This is a genomic window from Paenibacillus sp. GM2FR (genome assembly GCF_002803325.1).
Taxonomy (GTDB): Bacteria; Bacillota; Bacilli; order Paenibacillales; family Paenibacillaceae; genus Paenibacillus_AQ; species Paenibacillus_AQ lautus.
Genome location: NZ_MKZM01000009.1, coordinates 733,677 through 759,131, shown reverse-complemented (window position 1 = coordinate 759,131; position 25,455 = coordinate 733,677). Strand labels below are relative to the sequence as shown.

Genomic DNA, 25,455 nt, shown 5'->3' with positions numbered 1-25,455 from the left:
CGGAATTGACCCTAATAAGTACATACCCGATATTTAAACGTTATTATAACGAAGCCATGTCTCAAATGAATCACGAAAGCCTCTCGTTCAAAAAACAATCGTATCTTTCCGACAACTCGGTGAAAAACAAAAAAATCACTCCATCGAGTCATTGATCTATTAACCGATGTATGGTATTTGAAGCTGCATACTCATCTACTCGTACATTCGATAAAAAAGAAAAAGTCCCCGTAAATACGGGGACCAGGCACTCTTCTTTGAATGAAACAACGGACTCTATGTTTTTCTATTTATTCGGACGCACTTTCTGCAGGTCTGAACGTAGATTCTCTTACGATAAGCTCAGGGTCAATCCGAACATTGCCCCCTCGTTTCATCGTACCATCCATGCGCTTTAGCAGCATATCCGCTGCGGCAAGCCCAATCCGGTCAGTAGGCTGCCGGACCGTTGTCAAATGGGGGCGCAGCTTGGATGAAATATACTGATCGTCATAACCCACAATGGCTACCTGTTCTGGAACCCGGATGCCTTCTTCCAGAAGAGCGTTCATAACCCCGAGCGCGATATTGTCATCGCCTGCGAATACGGCGGTAGGAAGTCGTCCTTCCCGCAGCCATTTGCGGCAGACATCATAGCCAAAGTCGATTTCGAAATCGCCCGTAATCATTTCGAACGGCGCCAGGCTCCTTTCCTCAAGCGCCTGCAGAAAGCCGCTGCGGCGTTCTCTCGTGCTGCGGAACATATCCTGCCCGCTGATATGCGCAATGGAGGTATGGCCGAGATCAAGCAGGTGCTTCGTTGCGGCATAACCGCCTTTGTAGTTGTCTATAGTGACGGAATAAGCGTCATTATCCGGCTTCTGGTTGTCTATCAGGACATAAGGGATATTCCGCCGTTTCAATTCCACGATATAGTTGTCTTCTTCCATTGGTGAGAGCAGAATCAGTCCGTCCACGCGGTCTTCCTGAATCAGATAATGGGCTTCGTCGGAGCCTATGCCCGTAGAGACCGAAATGGCGAGGAAATAACCGTGAAGTGCCAGCACCTCATTCAGCTCCTTGACCACAGCGTCGAAGAAAGAGTCCTGAAGGGTGGTCACAATCAAGCCGACGATCCCTGTCTTACCGCGTGCTAAACTCCGGGCAGCCGCATTGGGACGGTAATCAAGCTCCTTGATGGCCTCCAGAACCTTAAGTCTGTTTTTCTCTCGAACCGATTCGGCACCGTTTAAGACACGTGAAACCGTCACGACGGAGAGTCCCGATTTTTTGGCTACGTCAAATATACTAACCTTCATGGTTTATACTCCTTGCGGCAGATTTTCCGTACGTTTACATTGACTTAACACTAGTATACATGCACGGAGGCCTGGCCGCGAAGCTAATTTAACAAAAGCACCGCCCCTTTCGGGACGGTGCGATAAGTTTGTTTTAACGTTTGATAATTTCCATGACTTTTTTCTGGATCGTCGGCATCACTTCTTCAACGGTCTTATGTCCGGTATCGATCGGCTGCATTTCGTTGATGAACATGTCGTTGATCTGCGAATAGTTGGTGATCAGGTGATTGTAGGATTCAAAGCCGTATTTGACAGCGCCTTCGTAAACCTTTTTCACATCTTCCGGATCGATGCCCTCAAAATGCTTGTAATAAGCCTCGGCTGCCTTCGTATTGACAGGAGGGTTGCCGCCGCTCAGGTCAATGGATTTTTCCTGAACTTCATCGCTGACCAGATATTTGATCCATTCAAAAGCTTCCTTCGGATGCTTGGAATCTTTCAGAATAAAGAGGGGATCGACGAACAGCACGCTGCGGATCTTCTCGTTGCCGCCGGCAGGAACTGCAGCCACGCCGACCTTGAACGGGAAGTCATTGGAGCCGGCCAGGCTCCAGGAACCGCTGACGGTCATGCCAATCTTGCCGGTTACGAATGCATCGCCATTTTGCCCGGCTACGCTCTTACTCCATTCCGTCGTCGGGGAAACCTTATCTTTTAAAATCAGGTCAAACAGTTTGTTATAGGTTGCGATCACTTCAGGAGAATCGAAATGAGTCTCTGAAGGCACGCCACCGTTGGTCCAGGTATCTTGGGAGTAGGGCTCAACGCCGAAATACAGCGGGCGCATATCGCGTTCGGACCATGTGAAGTCGACGCCATACTGTGTTTTAGCGATATCGTCGGATACATGAGTCATTTTCTTTGCATCTTCGACCATTTTGTCAAACGTCCAGCTCTTGTCCTCGTAATCGCTTGGAGGATAAGGAACATTGGCAGCATCGAACATGTCTTTGTTATAGAGCATGAGAGTCACATACATATTGACCGGAATGCCGTATACATGGTCTTTGACGGTATAAATTTCCATGAGGTCATCCGGGATGCTGTAATCGGATGCTTTAAATCCGTCTTCTTTTATCATGTCGCTCATATCAAGCAGCATATCTTTGTTGAAATATTCCGCAAAGCCACCGTAGCCATAGTGGCTTGTCACATCAGGCGATTTACCGCCGGCGATCAGCGTCTGCAGCTTGCTGTCGAACTGCTCGTAAGGTGCCTTTTCTATTCTGACCCTGATGTTCGGGTGCTTGGCTTCAAAGTCCGGAACCAGCTTTTCAATAAACGTGCGGTCTTCCGAATCCATGGTGTAGTGCGTTATCGTTACTTGCTCGCCTGAAGAGCCAGCGCTATCGCCTTTGCCTGCGGGAGCCACTTCTCCCGCTGATTTGCCGCCGCTGCAGCCGGACAATGCCAATACGACGAGCAAGCTGAACGCAAGCAGAAGTGCATAGGTCTTTTTAATCCTTCTTTTGTTCATGATCTACAGTCCCCCATATACTCAAGTTTTTTTGCCGCCGCTGCGGCGGGGTCTTTACTTGATGCCTGTAAGTACAATTCCTTCAACGAATCGTTTCTGGGCTATCGCAAATAAAGTGACGATTGGCAGCATGGCCAGCACGGAGGCAACCATGAGCAGATGCCACGGCGGAATGCGAAACCGCGACGAGGTGAAGGAAGACATACCGACCGGAAGCGTAAATTTATCCGATGAGCTTAGGTAGAGCACGGGTGTCAGCAAGTCGTTCCAGCTGTAAATGAAGGCAAAAATCGCAACGGTTGCAAGTGCCGGGCCAGACAGAGGCAAGGCAATCCGCCACCACATCCGCAGCTCGCCGCAACCGTCCATGCGTCCGGCGTCAAACAGCTCATCCGGCAGGGTGGAAAAGAACTGGCGCAGCAAAAAGATGTTGTATGCCGAGCCGAAAAATGCAGGTACGATCAGCGGCAAGAACGTATCGATCCAGTTCAGCTTGGAAAAAAGAATGAACTGCGGGATCATAATCGCCGGATAAGGAAGCATCATGGTGCTGAGCATCAGCATGAACCACAGGTTGCTGCCCTTGCCCCGGTATCTGGCGAAGCCGTAGCCTGCCAGCGACGACGACAACAGGGTGCCGACCACGGTGAGAATGCCGATAATGAGACTGTTCATGTACATTTGGCCGAAGTTCAGCGTTTCGAAAATTTCCTTGTAGTTGCTCCACTGCCAGGAATCCGGCAAAAAGGTCGGAGGAAACTTCAGCAGTTCCTTCTTCGATTTCAATGAGGTCGAGACCATGAAAAACAAAGGCAGGAGCATGAGAAAGGTAGTGACCACTAAGGCAATAAAGCTGGCAATGCTTATTGCATCGATTTTGCGCCGGCGTTTATTCGTAGAAGGTGAAGTCGAAGGACTGGCTGCCGGAATGTTACTCATCTGCGTCCGCCTCCTTCATAATGAACATAACGGTTCGAGAATTTCATAATAAGTGCCGTAAACAGCATGACAACGATCAGCAGAACCCACGCGAGAGCGGAGGAGTATCCAGCCCGGTATTCTTTGAAGGCGCTGGTGTACAGGTTGTAAACATAGAACCATGTTGAGTAGTTCGGACCGCCTTGGGTCATGACATACGCTTGCGTAAATACCTGGAAGGAGTCAATGACCCCCATAATCAGCTGGAACAATAGCACCGGTGAGATCATGGGAAGCGTCACATTCAGAAAAATCCGGAAGCGTCCCGCACCGTCAAGCTTGGCGGCTTCCACGAGACTTGCAGGTACACTCATGAGCCCCGCGAGGAACAGAATCATGCCTGAGCCTACTGTCCAGAAGGACATAATCATCAGAGCGTAAAGTGCATAATCCGGACTCATGAGCCAAGATGGGCCACGGATGCCGAACCAGGACAGAACGTAGTTGAACAGGCCGATCGATGGATTAAAGATCCAGTACCACAGCAGTGACATCGCCACGCCGGATACCATGCTCGGAAAGTACATGGCGGTGCGGAAAAATCCGCGGAACGGTATTTTCGTATTGAGCAGGAGCGCAAATCCGAGTGCCAGCAGCAGTTGGATCGGTACGCTTATAAACGTATACCGCACCGTTACCACAACGGATTTCCAAAACAGATCATTGTGAAACATTTCGATGTAATTCGCCAGGCCGACATATTTCGGCGGATGGATAATGTCATAGTCCGTGAAGCTGTAATAAAGGGATGACAGAATCGGATACAAGGCAAACACAAGGAAACCGATAAGCCATGGAGCAATGAAGAGGTACATGTATAACGTCTGCCGCCGGCTTTCGCGATGGGTCACGTAAACACCAACCTTTCTTTTTATTATGAAAATTATAACGCTTTAACTTTCAATATAAAGTTTGCCCTGTTTCAAGGCATTCATAGGATGATGTAAACATAAAAGTTAAAGTGCTTTAATTTTCCATATCGGTCTGATGACAATATCATAGAGGATGATTTCCCAATTATCAACTCTTTTTTTGGAGAAATGAAAGCGCTGCATTGCTTTGCTAATCATTTAGATACAGATTCGGCATGCCCCTTTCTTACCATTAAAAAACCTTCCAGTGATCGAATGACGATCATTGGAAGGTTTTGGTTCCCGTAGACTACAACCCTGCCGCTATTTATTTGCGAACGACAGTATAGCCTTTATCCTTAAGCAGCTTCACGATGCCGTGCTCACCCAGATAGTGGGCTGACCCTACCACAATGAAATACTCTTCGTTTTTGCCGTTTTTCAAATACCCGTCGATTTTGTCTGCCATGCCGATGTTGCGGTCGATCAGCATCGCTTTATTATATTCCTCGTCACCCGATATGCTGTTTGTGAACTCGAGCAGCTGCTCATCATTGCCCGTTTTCCACATTTCGGCCATCTGGTTCACGCTCTCATCCAGCACGTCGAAGTTATCGAGGGCGGTATTGAGGTTTTTCTCCTGCAGCTCTTTGGAGAAGTTATCAAACATGCCCAGCTGGGATTCATAAGTTTCCAGTTCCAGAATCGGCACTTTGCGTTCGATGGCCTTCTGGATGAAATACAGGTCGATTCCAGCTGATGCGTCGTACCCGGCTTTCACGGATTTCAGACTACTAATTGTGGTTTCGGCAACCCAAGGCTTGAATGCATCGAGTGCATTCGGCTGCATGCCGCTTTGCTTCAGAATTTCGCCCAGCTTGGCATAGGTCTCACTGGATACATGGTCCTTCAAGGTTGTCCCATCCTGATACATGCCCAGATCCATGATCAGTTTCTGCTGCTCCTCATCAGCCGCTTTGCTGATATCAATCTCGACACCCAAATAGTCCGCCTCGGCAAATGCTTCTTCAAACTCCGGACGCAGCGGGTAGAAGCTGTCATCCGCGATATGCATGGAGCCTACCAGGTACACCGTATTCCCGTTGCTCTCCACTTCCCACATGAAGCCGCGGCCACCCGCTTGCACGGTTTCCGTTTCTTTGGAAACCAGCAGAACGGAGCGAGTTTTCGCATCCCAGCTAACCTTATAACCCGCAGCGTCCCCAACAACCCGAATGGGCGCATAGGTTACACCATGGATTCGTTTCAGTTTGCCTTTCAGGGTAATGGTTTTACCATCCACCACCGCAGTAATGGTGTCATCTGCAGCACCCGTCAGTTGCACGTCCAGAGCCTGGAGCGTTGTTCTGAGCGGAACAAGCGTTGTGCCCTTATCTATCATCGGTGTACCAAGCGAATAGTGAACAACTTGGTTATCGACTTTTACTGCCGGCTGCTGTGGCGCTGCCATGGCAGGCACTGCCGAAGCGAGCAAACCAACCGAAATCGCGAGGGACAAGAGCATTTTTTTCCAATTTTTCATTTATGTAATCTCCTTTATTCTCGTGTAGTTTTGAAACTACTTAGTTTGTGACAAAGAATAACCGCCATGGGGCTTCATTTATGATCATAGATTGATGAGAGTTCGCCATACCGATATTGTCGTTATGGCGAACCCTTATCTTCTACTTTCTTGCTTTCAGCAACCATAACTTCTTGTACTGTCTATGCTTACATCTTATAAGCCTTCATCGCTTTTCTAAGCTCCTTGAATGTAGGGCGCTTGCCGTACATCAGGACACCGGTGCGATAGATTTTCGCAGCCAGCCAGCCGAAGACGAGAATGGCTACGACCAGGATCGCCAGCGAGAGCAGGATCTCCCATAATGGAATGTTACCAAGTCCGATCCGTACCAGGATCGTGGTCGGCGAGATGAACGGGATGTAAGTAGACACCTTCATCAGCATCGAGTTCGGAGCGCTTAGGCTAAAGATCGCGATATAGAACGCCACCAGCGACAGCATCGTGATCGGCATGACCGCCTGCCCCAAATCCTCGGTCCGGCTGACAATCGAACCAATGGCCGCGTAGAGCATCGCATACAAGAAATAGCCAAGGATGTAGAAGACCAAACCGAACACCAGCAGCATCGGGTCTATCGCTGTCAGATCGAGATTCATGTCCTTCAATGTATCCATATTGTGCGGCAGCATCAAGTTCACGGCGGCCACAACTCCAAATGCCGCGATCTGTGACAGTCCCAGCAGGAACATGCCGATAACCTTACCAAACATTTGGCTCAGCGGAGATACGCTTGTAATCAAAATCTCCATAATGCGGGAGCTCTTCTCTGTCGTTACTTCTGAAGCGATCATGTTACCTGTTCCCATCAAAGTGAAGAAGAAGAGAATAATCAGTGCATACACGACGATGTAGTTAATTACCTCCGAAGCCCCTTCATTCTCACCGGAAGCTCCGCCTGCGTTACCTGTTTCTGTAGGGTCGATACCCCGAGTGTCGATTTGAACCGGCGTATTCAGCTCATTGATCTGCGTTTCGGACAAATCCAATCCTTCTACAATGCTGCGCGTCTTCGCCACTTGCAGCGCTGCTTGCAGATTGGATTGCAGTTCCGGGCTCATGGCCTCGTCTTCAGAACTGTAGACCACGGTCGGGAACGCATTGCCTTCTTGTGCTTCAAACTTCAAATAACCTTCGATTACGCCATCCTTAATATCCTTATTCAGAGCTGCCTCATCTGCCGCTTCGTATTTGACGAATTCATAGGAGGTTGACGGCAGGTTACTCCAAGTAGTCTCCAGTTGTTCGGCGAGCGTCTGCTCCTGTCCATAAACCAGACCGATGCGGGTGGTTTCTTCGGATCCTGCCTTATCTCCCGTAAACATTTGGATCAGAAAAGGAAGATTGATCCCGATCGTAATAATGAGTGCAAAAATCAACGTTGAAACGAGAAAGGACTTCGTTCTTACTTTATTCATGAATGTAAATCGGATAACGGTCCACATATTATTCATTGGATTCACCTACCGCCTTTATGAAGATTTGATTGAGTGTCGGCTCCTTCACTTCAAACCGATGGATCGTGCTTTGCGACATGGCTTTATTCAAAATGTTTTGCGCTGCCTCAACCTGGCTGATCCGGATGGAGTAGCCGTCCTCTGTTCGCTCCACAGCCGTTACGCCAGGCAGGGCTTCAAGGCCTCGGACTTCACCCGACGTACCGAGCACCACTTCTTCACGAGGGTACTTGGATTTGATATCCTTGAGATTCCCCTTCACTACCGTATTGGAGCGATGCAGTATAGTAATGTTCTTACACAACTCCTCGACATGTTCCATCCGGTGGGTGGAGAACAGAATGCTCGTGCCCTTGTCGCGAAGTTCTTTTACCGTTGATTTCAGAAGTTCGACGTTCACTGGATCCAGTCCGCTGAAGGCTTCGTCCAGAATCAGAATTTGCGGATCATGGACAACCGCTGCGATAAAGCCCATTTTTTGCTGGTTACCCTTGGAGAGCTCTTCAATCTTCTTATCGTAATAGTCAGGTACTTCAAACCGTTCCAACCAGTATTTCAGACTCTTATCCGCGTCTTTCGCGGACATGCCCCGCAGCTGTGCCAAGTAGGAAATCTGCTCGCTGACTTTCACTTTCGGGTATAACCCGCGCTCCTCCGGCAAATAACCCATAATGTGACGCAGCTCTTTGTTATACGGCTTGCCGTTATACAGAATCGTTCCGTCATCCGGGTAGATCAGCCCAAGCACCATCCGCATGGTGGTTGTTTTGCCGGCGCCGTTCGCCCCGAGCAGTCCGTAGATTTCACCTTCCTCAACCTGAAGCGAAATCCGGTTTACCGCCGTTTTGTCTGCATAAATCTTAACTACATTGTCTAATTGCAAGCGTTGCATATCGTAAAAACCCCTCTCTATCCTAGTTCTGCACGTTGGCAGGAATGTTTCCGTCAATCCATAATCGAAGCACTTCATCCAGCTCCAGGGAACGGGTCTGAATGAACGGGATGCCTGCAGACTGCAGGATCTTCTCCACTTCCAAGCATTCCGTTGTTATAAAAGAAATCGTAGTCGCTGTCTCTTGTTTGCAGCTCAGAATACCCGGCAGCTCCTCGGCAATGGAGGTATCCCCTTGGATCCAGCACTCCTTCCAGTTATCCAGGAGCGAATCCTTCTCCACCATGCCCAGCAGCTTCCCATGATGGATGAGAATGACGTAGTCCGCCAGACGCCGGATTTCATCCACCACATGGGTGGAGAGCACAATCGTTGTATCCATGGACTTCATCACTTTCTGCAGCTGATCGATCATCAGCTTCCAAGCGAAAGGATCGAGGCCCGAAGAAGGTTCATCCAGGAGCAAAAACTTGGGCCTAGGGGCAAGTGCAGCGGCGATCTCAAACTTGCGCCGTTCCCCTTTGGACATCTTGCGAAGTTTTACGCCCCGCGGGACATCGAACCGGGATAGCAGCTCATCGAAAAAATAACCGTCCCAAGTGTCATACCAGGATGCACGAAAGCTGGCCGCTTCGTCCGCCGTCATATGCTGTTCCTCTACGCTCAGCTGTTCGGGTACGAATCCCATTTGTTTTCGAATGGAGATCGGAAGCTCTCTCGGGTGAGATTCACCGAACCAGGTAATCTCCCCTTCGTCCGGAAACACGGTCTGCATCATCATGTTCAGCAGCGTGCTTTTTCCCGAACCATTAGGTCCCACCAGGGCAACGATATACCCTTGAGGGATCGATAATTGGATCGGACCGATGGTTTTCGTTTTCCGTCGTTTTATGACATTACGAAATTCAATAACATGCGGTTCCATGGAATGTTAGCGACCTCCTTTTGCGTCATATTTTTCCCGAACAACTTCCATGAACATTTCTTTCAATTCATCTTCATTAAATTGAACGGAAAGCCCTTTATCCACTGCTATCCTTAACGCCTCAATCACCGCGTCGCGTTTATATTGTTCACGGGCCTGGTCGCCGACACCAGCAACAAAAGTTCCCGTACCTTGTCTCGTTCGCAGCAACCCTTCATTCTCAAGATCCTGATACACCCTGCGCACCGTAATAACGCTACACTTCAGATTCCCGGCAAATTCCCTAATGGATGGCAATAACGTTCCCTCCTCGATCTGACCGCTAATAATGAGCGAGCGCAGCTGTGTTTCAATCTGGTGATATAAAGGCTCTGCGCTATTTTCATTGATCTGTATCAGAAGTCGCACCTTTTACCACCTCGCTTTTCTTTAGTACATAAATCCGCTCCATTAGAATGCCATACGGATTCATCTTCATATCCTTCATGATAAATCCCGGGTCTGCTGCCGAATGTAGGTTAATTTGCTCATAAGCAGCATAGCCGCCAGTCCAATAATCAGCGATCCCCACATGACCGGAGATAACAGGCCCCATTTCATGGAGGCTCTCACAACGAACCAAAAAATGCTGTAGCCCAGCAAGCTAAGCATAACGGCCGTTCCGGAGGTTAGCGCCATCACCAGAAGGGAATTTCCGAAGTACCTCTTACCACTGCACATATGTTCCCAGTAAATATAGGGTCCCGTTATTAAAAATCCGATGCCGATCCAGGTCAGTATAAATGCAATATAGCTCGGGAAATCCATTGCGGCTCTAATATGATTGCCTATCGCATAAATGACTCCAAATAATACGATGCCGTTTATGACAAAAGCAATCAGCGAGTACATGATCCGGCTTACGAAGATGGCCGAGGCCGGTACCGGTATACTCCGGTAAAAATACAGCATCCGGGTGTACGAATCCTCGTTCAGATAGCGGAAAGACCTCCTGCTAAATAGAAACCCCAACAACGGAGCGTAGAATACCAATAGAAAGTCAATCAGTGGGTTGATGTACTCATTCAAATGTTCAAACTGATTGTCAATGATAACGCTTGTGGCAAATCCCATATACACCATAAACAGCATGGTCCATACCATTTGCAGCTTGTCGCTAACGAAGTCTTTCTTTACGATCTTCATCGCATTATGGAAAACCTGTTGCAATGCGTCTCACCCTTTCATTTCTTCATATATTCATTTTGTTATCATCGCAGTTTAAGTTTTACTGTGCTTAGTGTGATTACTGTGCTCACTGTGTATATCTTTATACACAGTATATAGTGTGTATATAAACAGTGTCAATAGAAGTTGTAAAAAAATTCCCGTCAGAGGCTTCCTGCCGGGTGTTACTCTCCCTTGTCGCGGCTCATTCAAGAGCTTCTCTGCACAAGGGGAGTGTAGCCGTGGAGGAGACCTGGCGCTCGCCTTTGAAACCGGGAAACAACCCTCTCATCTCATCCCAGTTTCCTGGTTTCAACAGCGACCGGAACGGATTCACTCCCCACCTCTGCCCTCACACTCTAAACACCCGTCAGAAGCTTCCTGTCGGGTGCCATCCTCCCTTGCCGCGGCTCATTCAAGAGCTTCTCTGCACAAGGGGAGTGTAGCCGTGGAGGAGACCTGGCGTTCGCCTTTGAAACCGGGAAACAACCCTCTCATCTCATCCCAGTTTCCTGGTTTCAACAGCGACCGGAGCGGTTACACTCCCCCACCTCTGCCCTCACACTCTAAACACCCGTCAGAGGCTTCCTGCCGGGTGTTACTCTCCCTTGCCGCGGCTCATTCAAGAGCTTCTCTGCACAAGGGGAGTGTAGCCGTGGAGGAGACCTGGCGCTCGCCTTTGAAACCGGGAAACAACCCTCTCATCTCATCCCAGTTTCCTGGTTTCAACAGCGACCGGAACGGATTCACTCCCCCACCTCTGCCCTCACAATGCTCCTGAATGAGCCGGCCTGCCCAATATAAAAAACACCCGCCAGATTTCTCTGACGGGTGTTCTCCCACGCTTACATTCCAAATATCACTTTCCACACAGGCTGGGTATGCCCGCCCGGATATAACAGGTACAGCAAGGTATACACGGCTACGCCGGTAATGGCGGTAAAGAACCAGATGATCGACGTGACTCTGCCCCACTTGCGGTGCTTGGAATACTTCTCCTTAAAGCCGAGGGTCAATGTCGTAATTCCGAAGACCGCGGCTACGGTAGCCAGCACAATGTGGAAGACCAGGAATACCTGATAATACGGTTGCAGATCATCGGGACCCCCCCATGACGTGTTGCCGATGAATACGGTGCGCGAGGAATAGATGATAAAGAAGATGACCGCAGCGACGGCCGCCCAGATCATCACTTTCTTGTGGGCTTCGCGCTTCCCCTTAATAATAAGACCCCAGCCAATCGCTACCAGCACGGCGCTGATGACAATAAACGTTGTACTGACCGTGGGAAATATAAAAAACCAATCCATATGGATCCCCCTTCAATAATCCTCTTACGCCTGATTGAGCTTGCCGGGAGGAATCTCGCTAGGCAAAGGATCGTCTTCCTGATTTTCTCGTTTGTACCAATGAAAGAACACATAGGCCAGCATCGAGGCAAAAATGATCTCTTGGAAAAACTTCATGATGATCCCGCCCACTCGCTGGTCAATCGCAGGCTCCAGATAGCCGAAGAACTCAGGTCCGCCAAATTGACTGAGCAATGCCGAGGTATCACTAGCTACGCAGTATCCCATTGCCTTCGCCCATACCACAGGATCGCTGTAGGTTGCGTACATCGGCTCGCTTGAGAAAATAATGAGCCCACACGCCGGAGTCAGCAAGACCATATTGAGAAAGATGTAGCCCATTTTCAAAAGCCCTGAGGACTTGTCCTTCTCCGGGATGGGGTTAATAATGGCCCACCACATCAGCAGCGAGGCGATAAACAGGATTAGATAGTACAAACGGTGCACCCAGAAATTCAACATAACAAAATCATGGATAACCGGGATGTGATAAAAGGAAAACAAGCCGTTAAACAGAACCGCGGCAACAATCGGACGCGCAAGGAAACCGAGCTTCTTAAACGGATTGACCTTATCGAAGGCCCGCCACATCCAAACAGGAATACCCAGAATCAAGAGCGGCATCGCCATTAAATAGGACATTGCCATACTGACCATGTGAAACGAGAACATCGTATGCCCCAGCAGTTCAATGGGTCCACCCTGGGCAAGATAGAACGCAAGCATACCACCTACAAACAGTGTTTTCCTTCCAGCGGAAACCGGAGCACTCCCTTCGAATCGACTGCTCAGCGGCCCGGTCAACAGGAAGTAGCCTGCTGTTACGAGCAGCATAAATGCCAGGAACAAGGGACTCCATTTATCTGCAAAACTAAAATATTCTAAGCCCAGCATGCAAAAACCTCCCCATAACGGGTTAAATTCTGTCGAAATTGTGACACCTGCCTACGATTTAAAAAAAGAGGGGGCTGAAGTAGCCCACCTCTTTTTCATTTTACCACCAAACCCAGAACAGTGCCATGACAATACAGGTACTAGCTACGAAGAACCCGCCAATCATAAACAGGATTGGCATCAGATGCCCTTTGTCCTTCAAGTGCATCCAGTAACCCATTTGCACGAACACCTGCAACACAGCCATAACCAGCAAAATGATGATCGTAAATGCTGTGTTGATGCCACCGGCTGCGACGGCCGCAAAAGCAATCGCAGTCAGGACAATGGAGAAAATAAAGACAACAATGTGTTTCTCAGGGCCTTCCACACGATGGCGGTGTTTAACTGTAGGCCCCTCATTAGATTGTTGATTCGCAGTCATTCCTTAGCCCACCTTTCCAAGAAGGTATACGACCGAGAAGATGAACACCCATACAACGTCGATAAAGTGCCAGTACATGGCAGAAACATATACCTTAGGTGCTGTAACCACGGTTAACCCTTTTCTGTACAGCTGAGCGATCAACAGGCTGATCCACACAACCCCGAAAGCAACGTGGGCACCGTGGAAGCCAACCAGCGTATAGAATGCAGACGAGAATGCACTCGTCTTCATGTTAAACGATTCATGCACAACATATTCATAGAACTCATAAATCTCAAGGCCAAGGAACCCAAGACCCAGAACAACGGTTACGATCAGCCACAACTTCAGCTTCTCGATATTGTGACGGTGGAGCGCCTGAATGGCGAACACACTGGTCAAGGAACTGACAAGCAAAATCAGCGTTGCTGCTGCCGTAATCGGCAGAGAGAACAGCTCGGCTGCGGTTGGGCCTTCGTTGTTCTGCCCGCGAAGCGCCAGGAACGTTGCAAACAACGTACCGAAGAGCACGGCCTCTCCACCGAGGAAGAGCCAGAAACCAAGAACCTTATTACGGCCTTCGAGTGTTGCCTTCTCCGGCTCGTGAGGAAGTTCGCCGTTTACATGTTCAGCGTGACTCATGCTTTACCCTCCCCTTCCAGTTCTTCAACTTCGATGTGATATCCATGATCATCGTACAGGGAACGAGCGATCATTGCCGCGAACGTAATCAGAAGACCAACAATCAGAACGATATATTTATTGAAGATTAAGCTCATGAACGAATTCGAGAAGTCCTCCGTGCTAAACATGAAACCAAGACCCGCGATAAACAGACCCAGTGACATCACAAACGGAAGGATACTTGGCGAAGGCATGTGGATAGGACCCACCGGTTCGGATGGTGTCATCTCTTTATTGCCTGCCATCTTCTCTTTCCAATAAGCGTCAATGCCGCGAACAAGCGGAATTTGCTTAAAGTTGTACTCTGGCGGTGGAGAAGGAATACTCCACTCGAGCGTACGGCCATCTTCCCATGGATCGGCCGGAGCACCAACCGGTTTTCTCGAAGTAATCACAACGTTTGCCAAGAAGGCCAAAACGCCGATTCCCATCAAGATTGCGCCGATGGTACTGATAAAGTTAAGCTCGTCAAAATTCTGGTTCGGCAGATATGAGACAATCCGCCGCTGCATACCGAGCAATCCAAGGAAATGCTGTACGAAGAATGTCATATGGAAGCCGATGGCGAACAACCAGAACGTCCATTTTCCAAGCGTTTCGTTCAGTACGCGACCGAACATTTTTGGCCACCAATAATGCAATCCGGCAAACAAACCGAATACCAGACCACCAACGATAACGTAGTGGAAGTGAGCTACAACGAAGTACGTATCATGGAACTGGAAGTCTGCAGGAGCAGATGCCAGCATGACGCCGGTAACCCCACCCATAACGAAGGTCGGTACGAAACCGATCGCGAACAGGTTTGCACTGGTAAAGCGGATTTGACCGCCCCACATCGTAAAGAGCCAGTTAAAGATTTTGATACCGGTAGGAACGGCAATCAACATCGTTGCGATGGAGAAGAGCGCATTCGCTACAGGTCCAAGACCCGTCGTAAACATATGGTGAGCCCAAACCATGAAGCCCAAGAAGGCGATCAGGATGGTTGCAAATACCATGGAGCTGTATCCGAACAAACGTTTACGGGAGAATGTCGGAATAACTTCGGAGATAATACCGAACGCCGGCAAAATCAGAATGTAAACTTCAGGGTGACCGAAGATCCAGAAAATATGCTGCCACAATACGGGACTACCGCCAGCCGCAACATCAAAGAAATTGGCACCGAGCAAACGGTCAAAGCTAAGCAATACGAGACCTACTGTAATTGCAGGGAATGCAAACAGGATCATGGCCGATGTAATGAAAGCCGTCCATGTAAACATCGGCATTCTCATGAAGGACATTCCAGGTGCACGCATCGTTATGATGGTAGCCAGGAAGTTGATACCACCGATCAACGTACCCAGACCTGCAATCTGAAGACCTATGGTATAAAAGTCTACACCGTGCGTGGACGAGTAGTCATTTGTGGAAAGCGGTGTATAGGATGTCCAGCCCGCATCAGGCGCGCCGCCCATAATCCAGCTAAGATTGAGCAAAAGTCCACCGAACAAAAACGTCCAAAATCCAAGCGAGTTCAAAAATGGAAATGCGACGTCACGTGCACCGATCTGAAGCGGAATAACCGCGTTCATCAAGGCGAAGATAACTGGCATAACGCCAAGGAAGATCATTGTCGTTCCGTGCATTGTAATCAATTCGTTAAATACTTGAGCCGATACCAGATCGTTCATCGGCTTGATCAGCTGCAAGCGAATCAAAATCGCTTCAATACCGCCAATCCCGAAGAAGAAGCCGCCCGCTATCAGGTATAATATCCCGATTTTCTTGTGGTCAACGGTTGTAAGCCAATCCATTAACCCCGTGTAGCGTTTGACGCTATGGCTTTGAGCATGAGCGTGAGCCAAGGTTTGTACCCCCTTTTAAAGTTCTTGCTGCTGTATTAATAATCCAACTTATAATTGGCCAAGTAATCGGCAATCTGCTCGATTTCTTCGTCACTGAAGCCGAGATCCTTCGGATTAGGCATCGTGTTGCCAGGTTTTACAGCCTGAGGCTCCATCAGCCATTCCACCAGGTTGTCTTTCGTCGGCTTTGTGCCTGGTTTGCCGCTTATGTCGTTCAGCAAGATACTCGCAATCGTCTCACGTGATCCAATGCCGGTCAGGTTAGGACCCATGGCTCCGCCTTGGTCGCCCACAGCGTGGCAAGAAAGGCAGTTGGTCTTGAATTTCTCGGCGAGTGCCGCATCGGCAGGAAGCACAGCAGGTTCTTTAAATGCCGCAACCCATTTGTCAAATGCCGCATCGTCAACCGCTTTCACCCGGAATTCCATGAAGCCGTGAGAAGGACCGCACAACTCTGCGCATTTACCAATGTATGTATCTGCTTTGTCAGCAACCAGAGTCATGTAGTTAACGCTGCCTTCTGTGTTTGTATCCATCTTGCCGCCGAGCGATGGTACCCAGAAGGAGTGAAGCACATCATTCGTTTTTAATTGGAAAGCAATTTTCTTGCCTACAGGAATAACCAGCTCTTGAGCGGTTCTTACGCCGTAGTCTGGATAATTGAACTCCCACCAGAACTGGTGAGAAGTAACTTCCACCTTAACTGCATCTGGATTGTTCCAGTCGTTCTCTCCATAAGCAAATACCTTTTGAATAGTAGGAACTGCAAGCACGAGTACCAAGAGCAGCGGAATCGCCGTCCAAATAATCTCCAGCTTATGGTTACCTTCTACTTGCTCAGGAATTTCATCTTGTCCCTTCTTTCGACGGAATTTAACAAGCACGTATGCGGCGATTCCAAATACCACAACCATTACGACGATCATAATCGAAATGGAGAGCTTAATTAAATCCAGTTGACCTTGTGCTACCGGACCTTGTGGTCTTAAGACCGACAAATCCTCTCGGCCGCAGCCGGATAACACCAAAGCAAACATGGCCATCAAAGGAAGAAGACGCTTTACAGCCTGCCACCGTTTCATCATTGATCTACCCCACTTTTCCGATTTTCGTAGACTACCATCCGGCGCAAACAGCGGTAATCTACCTGCACAATCACGGATGAAGTAATCCTGTCAATTAAAGCAATCACTTATTAAATATAAGTTCATGGGTTGCTTTTGTCAATCATTCACAGGGAGTTCACAAATTGTTCGAAAAGTCGTCAAAGTCGCGCCATTACTGATTTTGCAATCGCTTTCAAACTGTATCTCCCCTCCTGTGACCCATCATTCGACATTCTTCACACCCCGTCAGCGACAGCCTTCATAGCTATATATACAGTCATTTCCGCCTTTTTGAATCTATATGCAGCCTTCCCCCATTTATCTGGACACCCATGCTATAAGGAGGTGTTCTTCGAAAAGCCCAGACAGCCTCACGAAGAAAACCTCCTATTATTATGGTATATTTTTCGGAATCTTAATCCGTCAGGATAACCGCTTCTCCACGCGTAATGGCAATCGTATGCTCATACTGGACACCCACCGATCCATCCGCACTGGAAATGGTCCAGCCATCATCCCCCCAGAACACGGCGCCCGAGGGGCCCAGGGTAAAAACGGGTTCGATGGTAATGACCATTCCTTCCTTGAGTTTGAGTCCCCTTCCGGGAACTCCATAGTTCGGCACATCGGGCGGCTCGTGGATGGCACGGCCGATGCCATGACCGACAAGCGATCTAACGATCCCGTAGCCTTCCCTTTCGGCAACCTGCTCAATCGCATGACCCACGTCGCCCAAGGTTGCACCGTGCCGGGCGGCCTCGATCCCTTTAAACAGGGCTTCATGGGTGTGTTTCATCAGCCGGCTTACTTCCGTTGAAACCCTATCTACCGCGTAAGTCCAGCCGGAGTCCGCCAGCCACCCGTTCTTATTCACCACCATATCAATGGTCACAACATCCCCGGATTCCAGCGGCCGCTGGTCGGGGAATCCATGGCACACCACCTCGTTGACCGAAGCACAAGTTGCGTATGGAAATCCTTTATATCCTTTTTGCTCGGGAAAAGCCCCGTTCTTCTCCAAAAACCTCTCGACCCTGGCATCGATCTCACCCGTCGTGATCCCCGGTTTGATGACTTTCGCTATTTCACGGTGACACGCAGCCAATATACGTCCCGCCTCGCGGATATATCCGATTTCTTCCTTCCGTCTGAGCTGTGTCCTCACATCTGTCCACTCCCTTATATCCTTTACGGATCGATTGCTAACAATATATGTAGGGACCGATGCAAAATACCCCTAGGAAATGGACTTTCGAGGAAGTATGAGCCTGTTGACTTAAAAGAGACAGGCCAACGCAAAAAAACCGTTTTCGGGACATTTGTCCCAAAAACGGTTTAACCATAAACTCTAAATGGTTCATATCATTAGTCATTAACAAGGTGAAGATGCGATGCGTGTTGGTGATATTTCTATAGACCAGGTGCTGTTACAGGTTACGAAACGGAGGAATTCAGCTTGCCAAGTTCATGCTCAACAACAAGAGTAAGCTCTTCTTCATAGCCCCCCATAATATGGTACTTCCGGACATACTCCTTTACAAATTTTTTCGGATCTTTAGGCCGGAAAATTCGTGTCATTTCCCGCAGACTTTCCTTAACCTCATTGTGACCTTTCGTTGCCATGATGGATCCCTCCCAAAACGTGTGGAATAAAATTACTCCGTTTAAAGAGAATGCCGAAAAGATCTACCTCATTAAGTTGAAGCCATATTGCAGTTCTTACGGTGACCATTAGGTTGATATTCAGCAACTTACCAATGCACCTGACACTATACATACCCTAACAGCATGCAACTGAATCATTAATATATTATATCATATTCTTCTGTTTGTTTCATCTTTCCCAAAAAATGTTTTCTTGTGCTATGTTTTTTCATCAGGTCATCCTTTGTGCCCGGAATTGGTTAAGATACATTCAAACGAACCTCCCGCCGACTCCAGAAATCAACGAATATCACAAATTGATACTCAGAATAACATATTCAAATACAAGGAGGCCTTACAGATCATGACGAACTCACAGTCGATCCTGCACTCCCCCGTCGATTTAGGCTCACCTATTCCTGCCGCTGATCCTCAAGAAGCAGGGCTTCGCCCTGATACGCTTGATCAGGTCGATCTGATCATTCAGAAACAATACCCGAAAATGCGCAGCTTTCTCCTGCTCCATGCCGGCAAACTCATCTACGAACGCTATTACAACGGTCATGGCGTTTCCTCGCTGAATGATCTCAGGTCGGCTACCAAAAGTTTTACGTCGGTGTTATGCGGCATCGCCCGCTCTCGCGGCGAATTGCCTGATCTGAATTCCTCTGCAATCGATATCTTCAAACGATATGTTCCCGAACGAGCCCATCCGCTATTGCAAAAGGTTTCCCTTCATCATCTGCTGACGATGACCTCAGGCTTTGCATGGCAAACCGGTAAAAAGCTAGGGGAACCGCTCATTCACCGATTCCACCGCAACCAAAAATGGACAAGCTTCGCGCTATCCCTTCCTGTCATTGAACAGGAAATGGGCCTCTTTCAATACCGGAGCACGGATTCCCATCTGCTCTCCGTAGCCATTAGCGAGGGTACCGGAATGGACGCTTACGCCTATGCCAGACAACATTTATTCGAGCCGCTCGGGATTCGCCATGCTGCCTGGTCCCCAAGCCCCGAGGGCCACAGCATGGGTCACGTCGGCCTCTGTCTTACCTCCCGCGACATGGCCAAATTCGGTCTTTGCTGCCTGAATGGAGGACGGTGGCAAGGCACCACGCTCATCCCGGAATCATGGCTTAAGCAAGCACTCGCTCCACAGGTTAAGGGCTATCCCGGCTTTGGCGATTACGGATTCCAGTGGTGGACCGGCATTCAGAACGGGACTCCCTTTGCGCTTGCACACGGCCATGGAGGACAGCAAATCTACCTTTTCCCCCAATTGGATACGGTTGTCGTATTTACAGCCGACAGCAAAGTCAGCCGCTGGAAGAACCCGCGGTTTCTGCTGGAGCGCTATATTCTTGATAATTTAAAATCAAAACCCGCTGCGTCACCGCCATACAATTGAAAGATCCTCAACTTCTGCCCTTCCCTACACCAGGAGGAGGATTCCGTTCTTTCCCGAGTCCGTAATCTGACTTACATGCAAATTACAGCGGATAGTACCTCCTCTTTCTGGTTACTTTATGCGATATGAATCATTTCTAAAATCAAGCCTGAGAGGAGCATGTGACATGTCCGGTAAAGACAAGGATCTCCACCCTATTTCCCGAGAAGAGGTTGAAGTAGACGGAACATACACGAATGAATGGGGACGGGAGGAATATTTGAAACGAGGCGACGAATTCCCGTTCGATCCGCAGAAGGGCTCCACGGAGTGGCGGCTGGCGGAGTATGATTTTGAAAACCACCATCGAGGCATGACAGATGAGCGTCTTGTTCCGAAGGAAAAAGGTCCTGATAAACAGGTGAATGCCGAATCTCCGCTGCGGCATGATGTGGAAGTAGATTAAAGCCCTTGCATATCGGCAGTGAAGAGATGATTCATCAGACCTGCTTATAAAAGGGTGATATGACATGCGAATACCGAAACGGTTTCTGTTATGGCTGATCCCGATCGCCATCGTAGGAGCCCTATGGCTTATTGCTTACATCGTGGAGCCGGAATACGCCTATATACCGCCGGCACATAAATTGGAGAATACCACGCAGCTTCAAGCCCAGCAAAGAGGTTTCATTCGCCAGTATGATATCTGGGGCAAAACGCTTACGGTTCCCGGTACCGCCCTTCAGGATCAAGATCCCCGTTTAACAGCCGCCAATGGCGCGGTGGAGGTGACGAAAGAACTGCTTGCTTTAGGACGCCGTACACTGTATGAGGAGTCCTTTGGCAATGAGGTATTCCTAACCGATATTTTGGGGATAGTCGACGGTCCGATGAAGCTGAAGAATGTTGCCAAAGCCCTCGCGGAGTTGAAGGGAAAGGGAACCACCAATTTACGAGTCGAACTTGATCAGGATGTCACCGTCGGCGGCAAGTCCTTCCGTAAGGGGGACAAGATCGATACTGGCTTTGATGTAGCCAAGGGAGCCTATGCCCCCGTTGGCATCACGTTTAAATATGCCGAAGGCAAAACCCGGATCGGCGTTAGCTGCATGGCCTGCCATGCAACTGTCAACCGTGAGACGGGAATGATCGTCGAAGGTGCGCCCAACTCCGACCTGAACCTCGGTTTAATGCTGGCGCTGGCGCCGAATAGCGCGGCATATTTCACCCATACGGACGTTGCGAACCTGGTGGATTATGTAAAGAACGAGCAGCGTACGGTTGTTAACTCCAAAGGAAAAACCGAAGCGCTGCCGGACCCCGCCCTGCTAGAGAAAGCCGTTGACGAAAATCTGGTCAAATGGATGCCCGGCACTTTCGATACAACCGTGGATCTGGTCAGCGACGTAACCCAAATTCCCGATATGTTTACGAAGGGCGATCACCCCTACAGCTGGAGCGGCTTCGCTACCGTGGGTCCCTTCAAGGGACTTAGCACCTTCAGCAACAATGTTCACGCCCAAAACACGGATACCCTGAGTCAAACCGAGGTTAGCGAACCGTTATGGGGGATCGACAAAGAGATTTATGTGGGCACCATTCTGCAAAATGCAGCCCATCGTAAGTTTCGCTATGATCCGAGCAGCGGGCTGAAGCCAACCGAATTCTTTAACCGGCTGGATCCCAACCCCGGAACCCCCGGCGTGAATGAGGCAGTTAAGATTCCAAACTTCCCGAAAGTTTCAGCCATCGCACCGAACGGGCTGTACATCAGCTCGCCGGGATTCAAAGCCGGGGAGCAAGTGAATGCCATGTCCGCCTATCAAAATACCATCCGTCCGCCTGAAACTGATCCTAAGGAAACCTCCGATGCCAAGACAATCAATCTCGGAGCGGAAGTATTTAAAAAGGCGCAATGCATCACTTGTCACGCTGGCGGATTCTTTACGAATAACCGCATTATGCGCGCGGCTGAAATCGGTACCGAGCCTGCAAGGGCCAAGGCTTTCCAGCGTACGCAGAACGTTTTTGGCGAAGCGGAGTTCTACCCGCCCGATACGCCTGTGCCGATCCCACCGGACGCCAAGATAACCAAAATCCCGCTGGACGATATCGACCCCGAGCAGATCGAGTTAGGTTTCGGCCATAAGCCGTCGGACGGCGGTTATAAAGTCAAAGGGCTCATCGGTCTTCGATGGTCCGCACCGTATTTGCACGACGGCGGCGTGGCGGTCGGGCCTAACCTGACGCAAACCGGCGTAACGCAGACGCTTATGAAAGGGATTCACCCGGACCCTTACAACAGCCTGAAAGCCCTGATAGACCGTAAGCTGAGACTGCAGGTCGTCGAGGCGAACCGCAAGGATTCAAGGCTGAGAGACACCCATGTCACCGGTCAGGGACATGAGTATTGGGTCGACGAAAGCAGCGGGTTCACGCAGGAGCAGCAGGATGCTCTCGTGAAGTATCTGCTGCAATTAAAAATGAAATAAGTTCGGGATTTAACCATCATACTTTGTCCCATCGGCTCATAAGGTAAGGTATAAAGCTTGCCCTACCCCAGAACCGGTCTAAGACAAGGAGTTGATGAGATGTCCCCTTTCAAATCGTCCACAGGACTTCCCGAGAATCTGGCGGCTACGCTGTGCTATCTTTTTCCCATGGTCGGAGGAATTCTGTTTCTTTCATTAGAAAAAAGAAGCCGCTACGTCATATTTCATGCTCTGCAGTCCTTGCTGGCCTTTGGCGTCCTGGCCGTCGCTCACCTGCTGTCGAGCGCGGTGCCCATCATCGGCCTTTTGGCCTCCGCCCTCCTGGCGCTGGTCGGCGTCTTGATGTGGCTGGTGCTTATGGCCAACGCCATTCAGGGAAAATGGTTCAAGCTGCCCTGGATCGGCAATATTGCAGAGAAACAAATGCAGCGCGTATAAAGCTTGGGGAACTCACTTAAAAATGGCTGCCTCCACTCTAGGGAGGCAGCCATTTTGGGTTGGAACCTATGGAACCGGATCAAAAAAAAGGTCTATCGACGTCCTCTTCCCAGAAGTTAACCTCTAATCGCAGAAATTATTCTTGCGAGATAACGAGGGTAAGCTTCTGAAGATGATACTGTCTTATCTTAAAAAAAGCAGCCGGAGGTTATCCGGCTGCTTCAGGAGCATTGGTTATGCAGCATGCCCTTCTGCTGTTTCCCCTTGATCTGTGCGAGTGGGCTTCGTATTTCTCAAACCATTGAAGATCAGATTCAGCACAATCGCTGTCAAGCTGCCTGCCACAATGCCATTATCGGCAAGAATACGCAGATTGTCAGGCAGACTCGCGAACAGACCCGGTACGGTTGTCACACCCAGGCCCATGCCGACGGAACACGCGATAATGAACAGATTCTCGTGACGGTTAAGGTCTACCTGATCTCCTAACATCCGAATACCGGAAGATACAACCATGCCGAACAGGGCTACCATGGCCCCACCGAGAACCGAAGTCGGTACCAGCTGCGTCATAGCCGCAATCTTCGGAACAAATCCGATCAAAACCAGCAAGCCCCCCGCCACAACGATCACGTCGCGCGTCTTCACACGGCTCATCTGAATCAGACCCACGTTTTGAGAGTATGTGGTATAAGGGAACGAATTGAAAATACCGCCTACCACAATCGCAAGGCCCTCCGCACGGTAACCACGGGACAGATCTTTAGATGTGATGTCACGATCCACGATTTTGCCAAGCGCCATAAATACGCCCGTCGATTCGGCAACGCTGACAATCGCCACCAGAATCATCGTCATGATCGGAACGAGCTTAAACTCCGGCGTACCAAAAAAGAAGGGCTGCGGAGCACGGAACCAGCCAGCTTCGCGCAGCGGGGTTAAATCCACTCCACCGTAAAATGCGGCTACCACGGTGCCTAGAATAAGACCCAGAAGCACTGAAATTGAACGCAAGAAACCTTTGGCAAACCGATTCATGATGATAATGAAGGCAAGAACGCCGAAGCCAAGGGAAATGTTGAGCGCACTGCCGAAATCCTCGCTGCCTTGACCGCCGCCAAGGTCATTCAAGGCTACGGGAATCAGCGTCAAACCAATAATCGTAACAACAGAGCCTGTAACGACAGGCGGGAATACCTTAATCAGCTTACCGAATAAGCCGGAGAACAGAATGACAAATAAACCGGAAGCGATGATCGCTCCGTAAATGGCCGACATCCCATGCTGCTGTCCGATAATGATCATCGGACCTACGGCCTGGAATGCGCAGCCGAGCATGACCGGAAGACCGATACCGAAGTACTTGTTGCCGAATACCTGCAGCAAGGTTGCGACCCCGCATGCAAGCAGGTCGATGGCGATGAGATAAGTCAGCTGCTCCGTCGTTAAGCCGAGCTGCCCGCCAACGATAAGCGGTACGATGATAGCCCCTGCGTACATCGCCAATACATGCTGCAAACCCAGCGAAAAGGTTTTACCCGGACTCCGATTTTTATCAAAAATCGGTTCTTGCACCGCTTGTTTCTGTTGTTCCATGGCTTCTTGATTCCCCCCAATAAATTGTTAGCTTTCGGTCTATGCGAATGTCACTACGCCATCTTCAAGTGATGCAATCCGTACGAGCGATTCTACCCGATAACCCGCTTCGGCCAGCAAGCGTCCTCCTGGTTGGAACGCTTTTTCAATGACGATCCCGATGCCTACTACTTCGGCACCCGCCTGCTCTACGATTCGGGCAAGCCCGAATGCCGCCTCGCCGTTGGCAAGGAAGTCATCGACGATCAGCACTTTATCGCCAGGCTTGATGAATTTTTTCGCGACCGTAATTTCGTTGGTCTCCTGCTTGGTGAAGGAATACACCTTCTCCACGAATATATCCTCACGGAGGGTCAGCGACTTCTGCTTCCGTGCAAAGATGAGAGGCACTTCCATCTCAAGGGCGGTCATAATGCCGGGCGCGATGCCGGAGGATTCAATGGTCAATACACGAGTCACGTTCGCTTCCTTAAACAATCGCGTAAATTCCTTTCCCACCTCTTTCATCAATACCGGATCCATCTGGTGGTTCAGGAACGAATCCACCTTAAGTACCTGTCCGCTTAATACAATGCCTTCCTCTTTCACTTTGTTCTGCAGTAATTGCATGATGCTCCCCCTTAAAATTTGTTCACATTCCAAGCAAAAAAGCCCACTTCCTCCTTTCACCGATTCGCCGGGAAAGAAACAAGTGGGCATAAGCAGCAAAAACGCACCGTGAGCCATAGAGATCAAATGGAAATGACCTGGCTTGTCCGCTGCTGCTATAACCCGTAGTCCAATCATTTCCGGTGATCGGGTAGAGACATGCAGGCCGATTCCTGCACCTATACGAGAAAATGTATGATATCCAAATTCCTTAGAATGCTTACGTGTAAATGTTATATTTCCGAAT

The 25,455-nt window shown here is 49.4% G+C and carries 25 protein-coding genes and 1 riboswitch; of the genes, 4 read left to right on the top strand and 21 right to left on the bottom strand.

The annotated features are described in order from the left end of the window. Positions 1-290 precede the first annotated feature (290 nt). From PAEVO_RS24400 to PAEVO_RS24315, 19 genes are all read right to left on the bottom strand, one after another. On the bottom strand, positions 291-1,298 hold the full coding sequence (locus PAEVO_RS24400) for a LacI family DNA-binding transcriptional regulator (protein WP_100540094.1): 1,008 nt from the start codon (positions 1,296-1,298) through the stop codon (positions 291-293). Positions 1,299-1,431: 133 nt separating this feature from the next. Beyond that, entirely contained in the window at positions 1,432-2,817 is a 1,386-nt protein-coding gene (locus PAEVO_RS24395) for an ABC transporter substrate-binding protein (RefSeq protein ID WP_100540093.1), read from the bottom strand. 54 nt (positions 2,818-2,871) lie between these two features. Then, positions 2,872-3,756, bottom strand: coding sequence for a carbohydrate ABC transporter permease (locus PAEVO_RS24390; RefSeq protein ID WP_100540092.1), 885 nt, complete (start codon positions 3,754-3,756; stop codon positions 2,872-2,874). Next, the gene (locus PAEVO_RS24385) at positions 3,753-4,610 is read right to left on the bottom strand and encodes a carbohydrate ABC transporter permease (protein ID WP_100540091.1); all 858 of its coding nucleotides are present in this window, start codon (positions 4,608-4,610) and stop codon (positions 3,753-3,755) included. Before PAEVO_RS24385 ends, PAEVO_RS24390 begins: the two co-directional genes overlap by 4 nt. A 364-nt stretch (positions 4,611-4,974) precedes the next feature. Continuing rightward, positions 4,975-6,189, bottom strand: coding sequence for a TraB/GumN family protein (locus tag PAEVO_RS24380; protein WP_100540090.1), 1,215 nt, complete (start codon positions 6,187-6,189; stop codon positions 4,975-4,977). 188 nt (positions 6,190-6,377) lie between these two features. Then, positions 6,378-7,682, bottom strand: coding sequence for an ABC transporter permease (locus tag PAEVO_RS24375; RefSeq protein WP_100540089.1), 1,305 nt, complete (start codon positions 7,680-7,682; stop codon positions 6,378-6,380). Next, a complete protein-coding gene (locus tag PAEVO_RS24370; protein WP_100540088.1) occupies positions 7,675-8,577 on the bottom strand; it encodes an ABC transporter ATP-binding protein in 903 nt (300 codons plus the stop codon). The genes PAEVO_RS24375 and PAEVO_RS24370 overlap by 8 nt, the downstream gene beginning before the upstream one ends. Before the next feature lie 22 nt (positions 8,578-8,599). Continuing rightward, on the bottom strand, positions 8,600-9,502 hold the full coding sequence (locus tag PAEVO_RS24365; protein ID WP_100540087.1) for an ABC transporter ATP-binding protein: 903 nt from the start codon (positions 9,500-9,502) through the stop codon (positions 8,600-8,602). 6 nt (positions 9,503-9,508) lie between these two features. Further along, positions 9,509-9,910 carry a GntR family transcriptional regulator gene (locus PAEVO_RS24360; RefSeq protein WP_100540086.1) on the bottom strand — a complete coding sequence of 134 codons (402 nt, stop codon included), beginning with the start codon at positions 9,908-9,910 and terminating at the stop codon, positions 9,509-9,511. 75 nt (positions 9,911-9,985) lie between these two features. Next, a complete protein-coding gene (locus PAEVO_RS24355; RefSeq protein ID WP_243390915.1) occupies positions 9,986-10,687 on the bottom strand; it encodes a hypothetical protein in 702 nt (233 codons plus the stop codon). 639 nt (positions 10,688-11,326) lie between these two features. Continuing rightward, the gene (locus PAEVO_RS33570) at positions 11,327-11,551 is read right to left on the bottom strand and encodes a hypothetical protein (protein WP_133120353.1); all 225 of its coding nucleotides are present in this window, start codon (positions 11,549-11,551) and stop codon (positions 11,327-11,329) included. Positions 11,552-11,553: 2 nt separating this feature from the next. Further along, on the bottom strand, positions 11,554-12,018 hold the full coding sequence (locus PAEVO_RS24350) for a DUF420 domain-containing protein (protein WP_098741840.1): 465 nt from the start codon (positions 12,016-12,018) through the stop codon (positions 11,554-11,556). A 24-nt stretch (positions 12,019-12,042) separates the two neighbouring features. After that, entirely contained in the window at positions 12,043-12,951 is a 909-nt protein-coding gene (gene ctaG, locus PAEVO_RS24345) for a cytochrome c oxidase assembly factor CtaG (protein WP_100540084.1), read from the bottom strand. Between the two features lie 100 nt (positions 12,952-13,051). Continuing rightward, a complete protein-coding gene (locus tag PAEVO_RS24340) occupies positions 13,052-13,375 on the bottom strand; it encodes a cytochrome C oxidase subunit IV family protein (RefSeq protein ID WP_071222061.1) in 324 nt (107 codons plus the stop codon). Between the two features lie 3 nt (positions 13,376-13,378). Continuing rightward, positions 13,379-13,999: a cytochrome (ubi)quinol oxidase subunit III gene (locus tag PAEVO_RS24335; RefSeq protein ID WP_009590523.1), complete on the bottom strand. Its 621-nt coding sequence runs from the start codon at positions 13,997-13,999 to the stop codon at positions 13,379-13,381. After that, on the bottom strand, positions 13,996-15,843 hold the full coding sequence (ctaD, locus tag PAEVO_RS24330) for a cytochrome c oxidase subunit I (RefSeq protein WP_371860473.1): 1,848 nt from the start codon (positions 15,841-15,843) through the stop codon (positions 13,996-13,998). The genes PAEVO_RS24335 and ctaD overlap by 4 nt, the downstream gene beginning before the upstream one ends. Before the next feature lie 86 nt (positions 15,844-15,929). Beyond that, positions 15,930-16,979, bottom strand: coding sequence for a cytochrome c oxidase subunit II (gene coxB, locus PAEVO_RS24325; protein ID WP_100540082.1), 1,050 nt, complete (start codon positions 16,977-16,979; stop codon positions 15,930-15,932). A 436-nt stretch (positions 16,980-17,415) separates the two neighbouring features. Beyond that, the gene (map, locus tag PAEVO_RS24320; RefSeq protein WP_100540081.1) at positions 17,416-18,165 is read right to left on the bottom strand and encodes a type I methionyl aminopeptidase; all 750 of its coding nucleotides are present in this window, start codon (positions 18,163-18,165) and stop codon (positions 17,416-17,418) included. Positions 18,166-18,434: 269 nt separating this feature from the next. After that, positions 18,435-18,623 carry a hypothetical protein gene (locus tag PAEVO_RS24315; protein ID WP_006208082.1) on the bottom strand — a complete coding sequence of 63 codons (189 nt, stop codon included), beginning with the start codon at positions 18,621-18,623 and terminating at the stop codon, positions 18,435-18,437. Positions 18,624-19,008: 385 nt separating this feature from the next. Between PAEVO_RS24315 and PAEVO_RS24310 the strand changes: the two genes are divergently transcribed. The 4 genes from PAEVO_RS24310 to PAEVO_RS24295 all read left to right on the top strand — a co-directional run bounded on the left by PAEVO_RS24310 (position 19,009) and on the right by PAEVO_RS24295 (position 22,964). After that, on the top strand, positions 19,009-20,055 hold the full coding sequence (locus PAEVO_RS24310) for a serine hydrolase domain-containing protein (protein ID WP_100540080.1): 1,047 nt from the start codon (positions 19,009-19,011) through the stop codon (positions 20,053-20,055). A gap of 166 nt (positions 20,056-20,221) precedes the next feature. Continuing rightward, complete coding sequence (locus PAEVO_RS24305; protein WP_100540079.1) at positions 20,222-20,500, top strand: transposase; 279 nt, start codon at positions 20,222-20,224, stop codon at positions 20,498-20,500. A 64-nt stretch (positions 20,501-20,564) separates the two neighbouring features. Further along, entirely contained in the window at positions 20,565-22,526 is a 1,962-nt protein-coding gene (locus PAEVO_RS24300) for an electron transport protein (RefSeq protein WP_100540078.1), read from the top strand. Between the two features lie 99 nt (positions 22,527-22,625). Beyond that, positions 22,626-22,964, top strand: a complete 339-nt coding sequence (locus tag PAEVO_RS24295; RefSeq protein WP_100540077.1) for a DUF4870 domain-containing protein — start codon at positions 22,626-22,628, stop codon at positions 22,962-22,964. A 234-nt stretch (positions 22,965-23,198) separates the two neighbouring features. Here PAEVO_RS24295 and PAEVO_RS24290 read toward each other — a convergent pair whose 3' ends face one another. Continuing rightward, the gene (locus tag PAEVO_RS24290) at positions 23,199-24,560 is read right to left on the bottom strand and encodes a nucleobase:cation symporter-2 family protein (protein ID WP_100540076.1); all 1,362 of its coding nucleotides are present in this window, start codon (positions 24,558-24,560) and stop codon (positions 23,199-23,201) included. A gap of 39 nt (positions 24,561-24,599) precedes the next feature. After that, positions 24,600-25,169: a xanthine phosphoribosyltransferase gene (locus PAEVO_RS24285; RefSeq protein WP_009593434.1), complete on the bottom strand. Its 570-nt coding sequence runs from the start codon at positions 25,167-25,169 to the stop codon at positions 24,600-24,602. A gap of 145 nt (positions 25,170-25,314) precedes the next feature. Further along, a riboswitch (purine riboswitch) is annotated at positions 25,315-25,415 on the bottom strand. Positions 25,416-25,455 lie beyond the last annotated feature (40 nt).

Coding starts and splice junctions, on each gene's coding strand:
- PAEVO_RS24400 (WP_100540094.1), bottom strand. CDS start 1,298: ATGAAGGTTAGTATATTTGACGTAGCCAAAAAATCGGGACTCTCCGTC.
- PAEVO_RS24395 (WP_100540093.1), bottom strand. CDS start 2,817: ATGAACAAAAGAAGGATTAAAAAGACCTATGCACTTCTGCTTGCGTTC.
- PAEVO_RS24390 (WP_100540092.1), bottom strand. CDS start 3,756: ATGAGTAACATTCCGGCAGCCAGTCCTTCGACTTCACCTTCTACGAAT.
- PAEVO_RS24385 (WP_100540091.1), bottom strand. CDS start 4,610: ATGTACCTCTTCATTGCTCCATGGCTTATCGGTTTCCTTGTGTTTGCC.
- PAEVO_RS24380 (WP_100540090.1), bottom strand. CDS start 6,189: ATGAAAAATTGGAAAAAAATGCTCTTGTCCCTCGCGATTTCGGTTGGT.
- PAEVO_RS24375 (WP_100540089.1), bottom strand. CDS start 7,682: ATGAATAATATGTGGACCGTTATCCGATTTACATTCATGAATAAAGTA.
- PAEVO_RS24370 (WP_100540088.1), bottom strand. CDS start 8,577: ATGCAACGCTTGCAATTAGACAATGTAGTTAAGATTTATGCAGACAAA.
- PAEVO_RS24365 (WP_100540087.1), bottom strand. CDS start 9,502: ATGGAACCGCATGTTATTGAATTTCGTAATGTCATAAAACGACGGAAA.
- PAEVO_RS24355 (WP_243390915.1), bottom strand. CDS start 10,687: ATGAAGATCGTAAAGAAAGACTTCGTTAGCGACAAGCTGCAAATGGTA.
- PAEVO_RS24350 (WP_098741840.1), bottom strand. CDS start 12,018: ATGGATTGGTTTTTTATATTTCCCACGGTCAGTACAACGTTTATTGTC.
- ctaG (WP_100540084.1), bottom strand. CDS start 12,951: ATGCTGGGCTTAGAATATTTTAGTTTTGCAGATAAATGGAGTCCCTTG.
- PAEVO_RS24340 (WP_071222061.1), bottom strand. CDS start 13,375: ATGACTGCGAATCAACAATCTAATGAGGGGCCTACAGTTAAACACCGC.
- PAEVO_RS24335 (WP_009590523.1), bottom strand. CDS start 13,999: ATGAGTCACGCTGAACATGTAAACGGCGAACTTCCTCACGAGCCGGAG.
- ctaD (WP_371860473.1), bottom strand. CDS start 15,843: ATGGATTGGCTTACAACCGTTGACCACAAGAAAATCGGGATATTATAC.
- coxB (WP_100540082.1), bottom strand. CDS start 16,979: ATGATGAAACGGTGGCAGGCTGTAAAGCGTCTTCTTCCTTTGATGGCC.
- PAEVO_RS24315 (WP_006208082.1), bottom strand. CDS start 18,623: ATGGCAACGAAAGGTCACAATGAGGTTAAGGAAAGTCTGCGGGAAATG.
- PAEVO_RS24310 (WP_100540080.1), top strand. CDS start 19,009: ATGACGAACTCACAGTCGATCCTGCACTCCCCCGTCGATTTAGGCTCA.
- PAEVO_RS24305 (WP_100540079.1), top strand. CDS start 20,222: ATGTCCGGTAAAGACAAGGATCTCCACCCTATTTCCCGAGAAGAGGTT.
- PAEVO_RS24300 (WP_100540078.1), top strand. CDS start 20,565: ATGCGAATACCGAAACGGTTTCTGTTATGGCTGATCCCGATCGCCATC.
- PAEVO_RS24295 (WP_100540077.1), top strand. CDS start 22,626: ATGTCCCCTTTCAAATCGTCCACAGGACTTCCCGAGAATCTGGCGGCT.
- PAEVO_RS24290 (WP_100540076.1), bottom strand. CDS start 24,560: ATGGAACAACAGAAACAAGCGGTGCAAGAACCGATTTTTGATAAAAAT.
- PAEVO_RS24285 (WP_009593434.1), bottom strand. CDS start 25,169: ATGCAATTACTGCAGAACAAAGTGAAAGAGGAAGGCATTGTATTAAGC.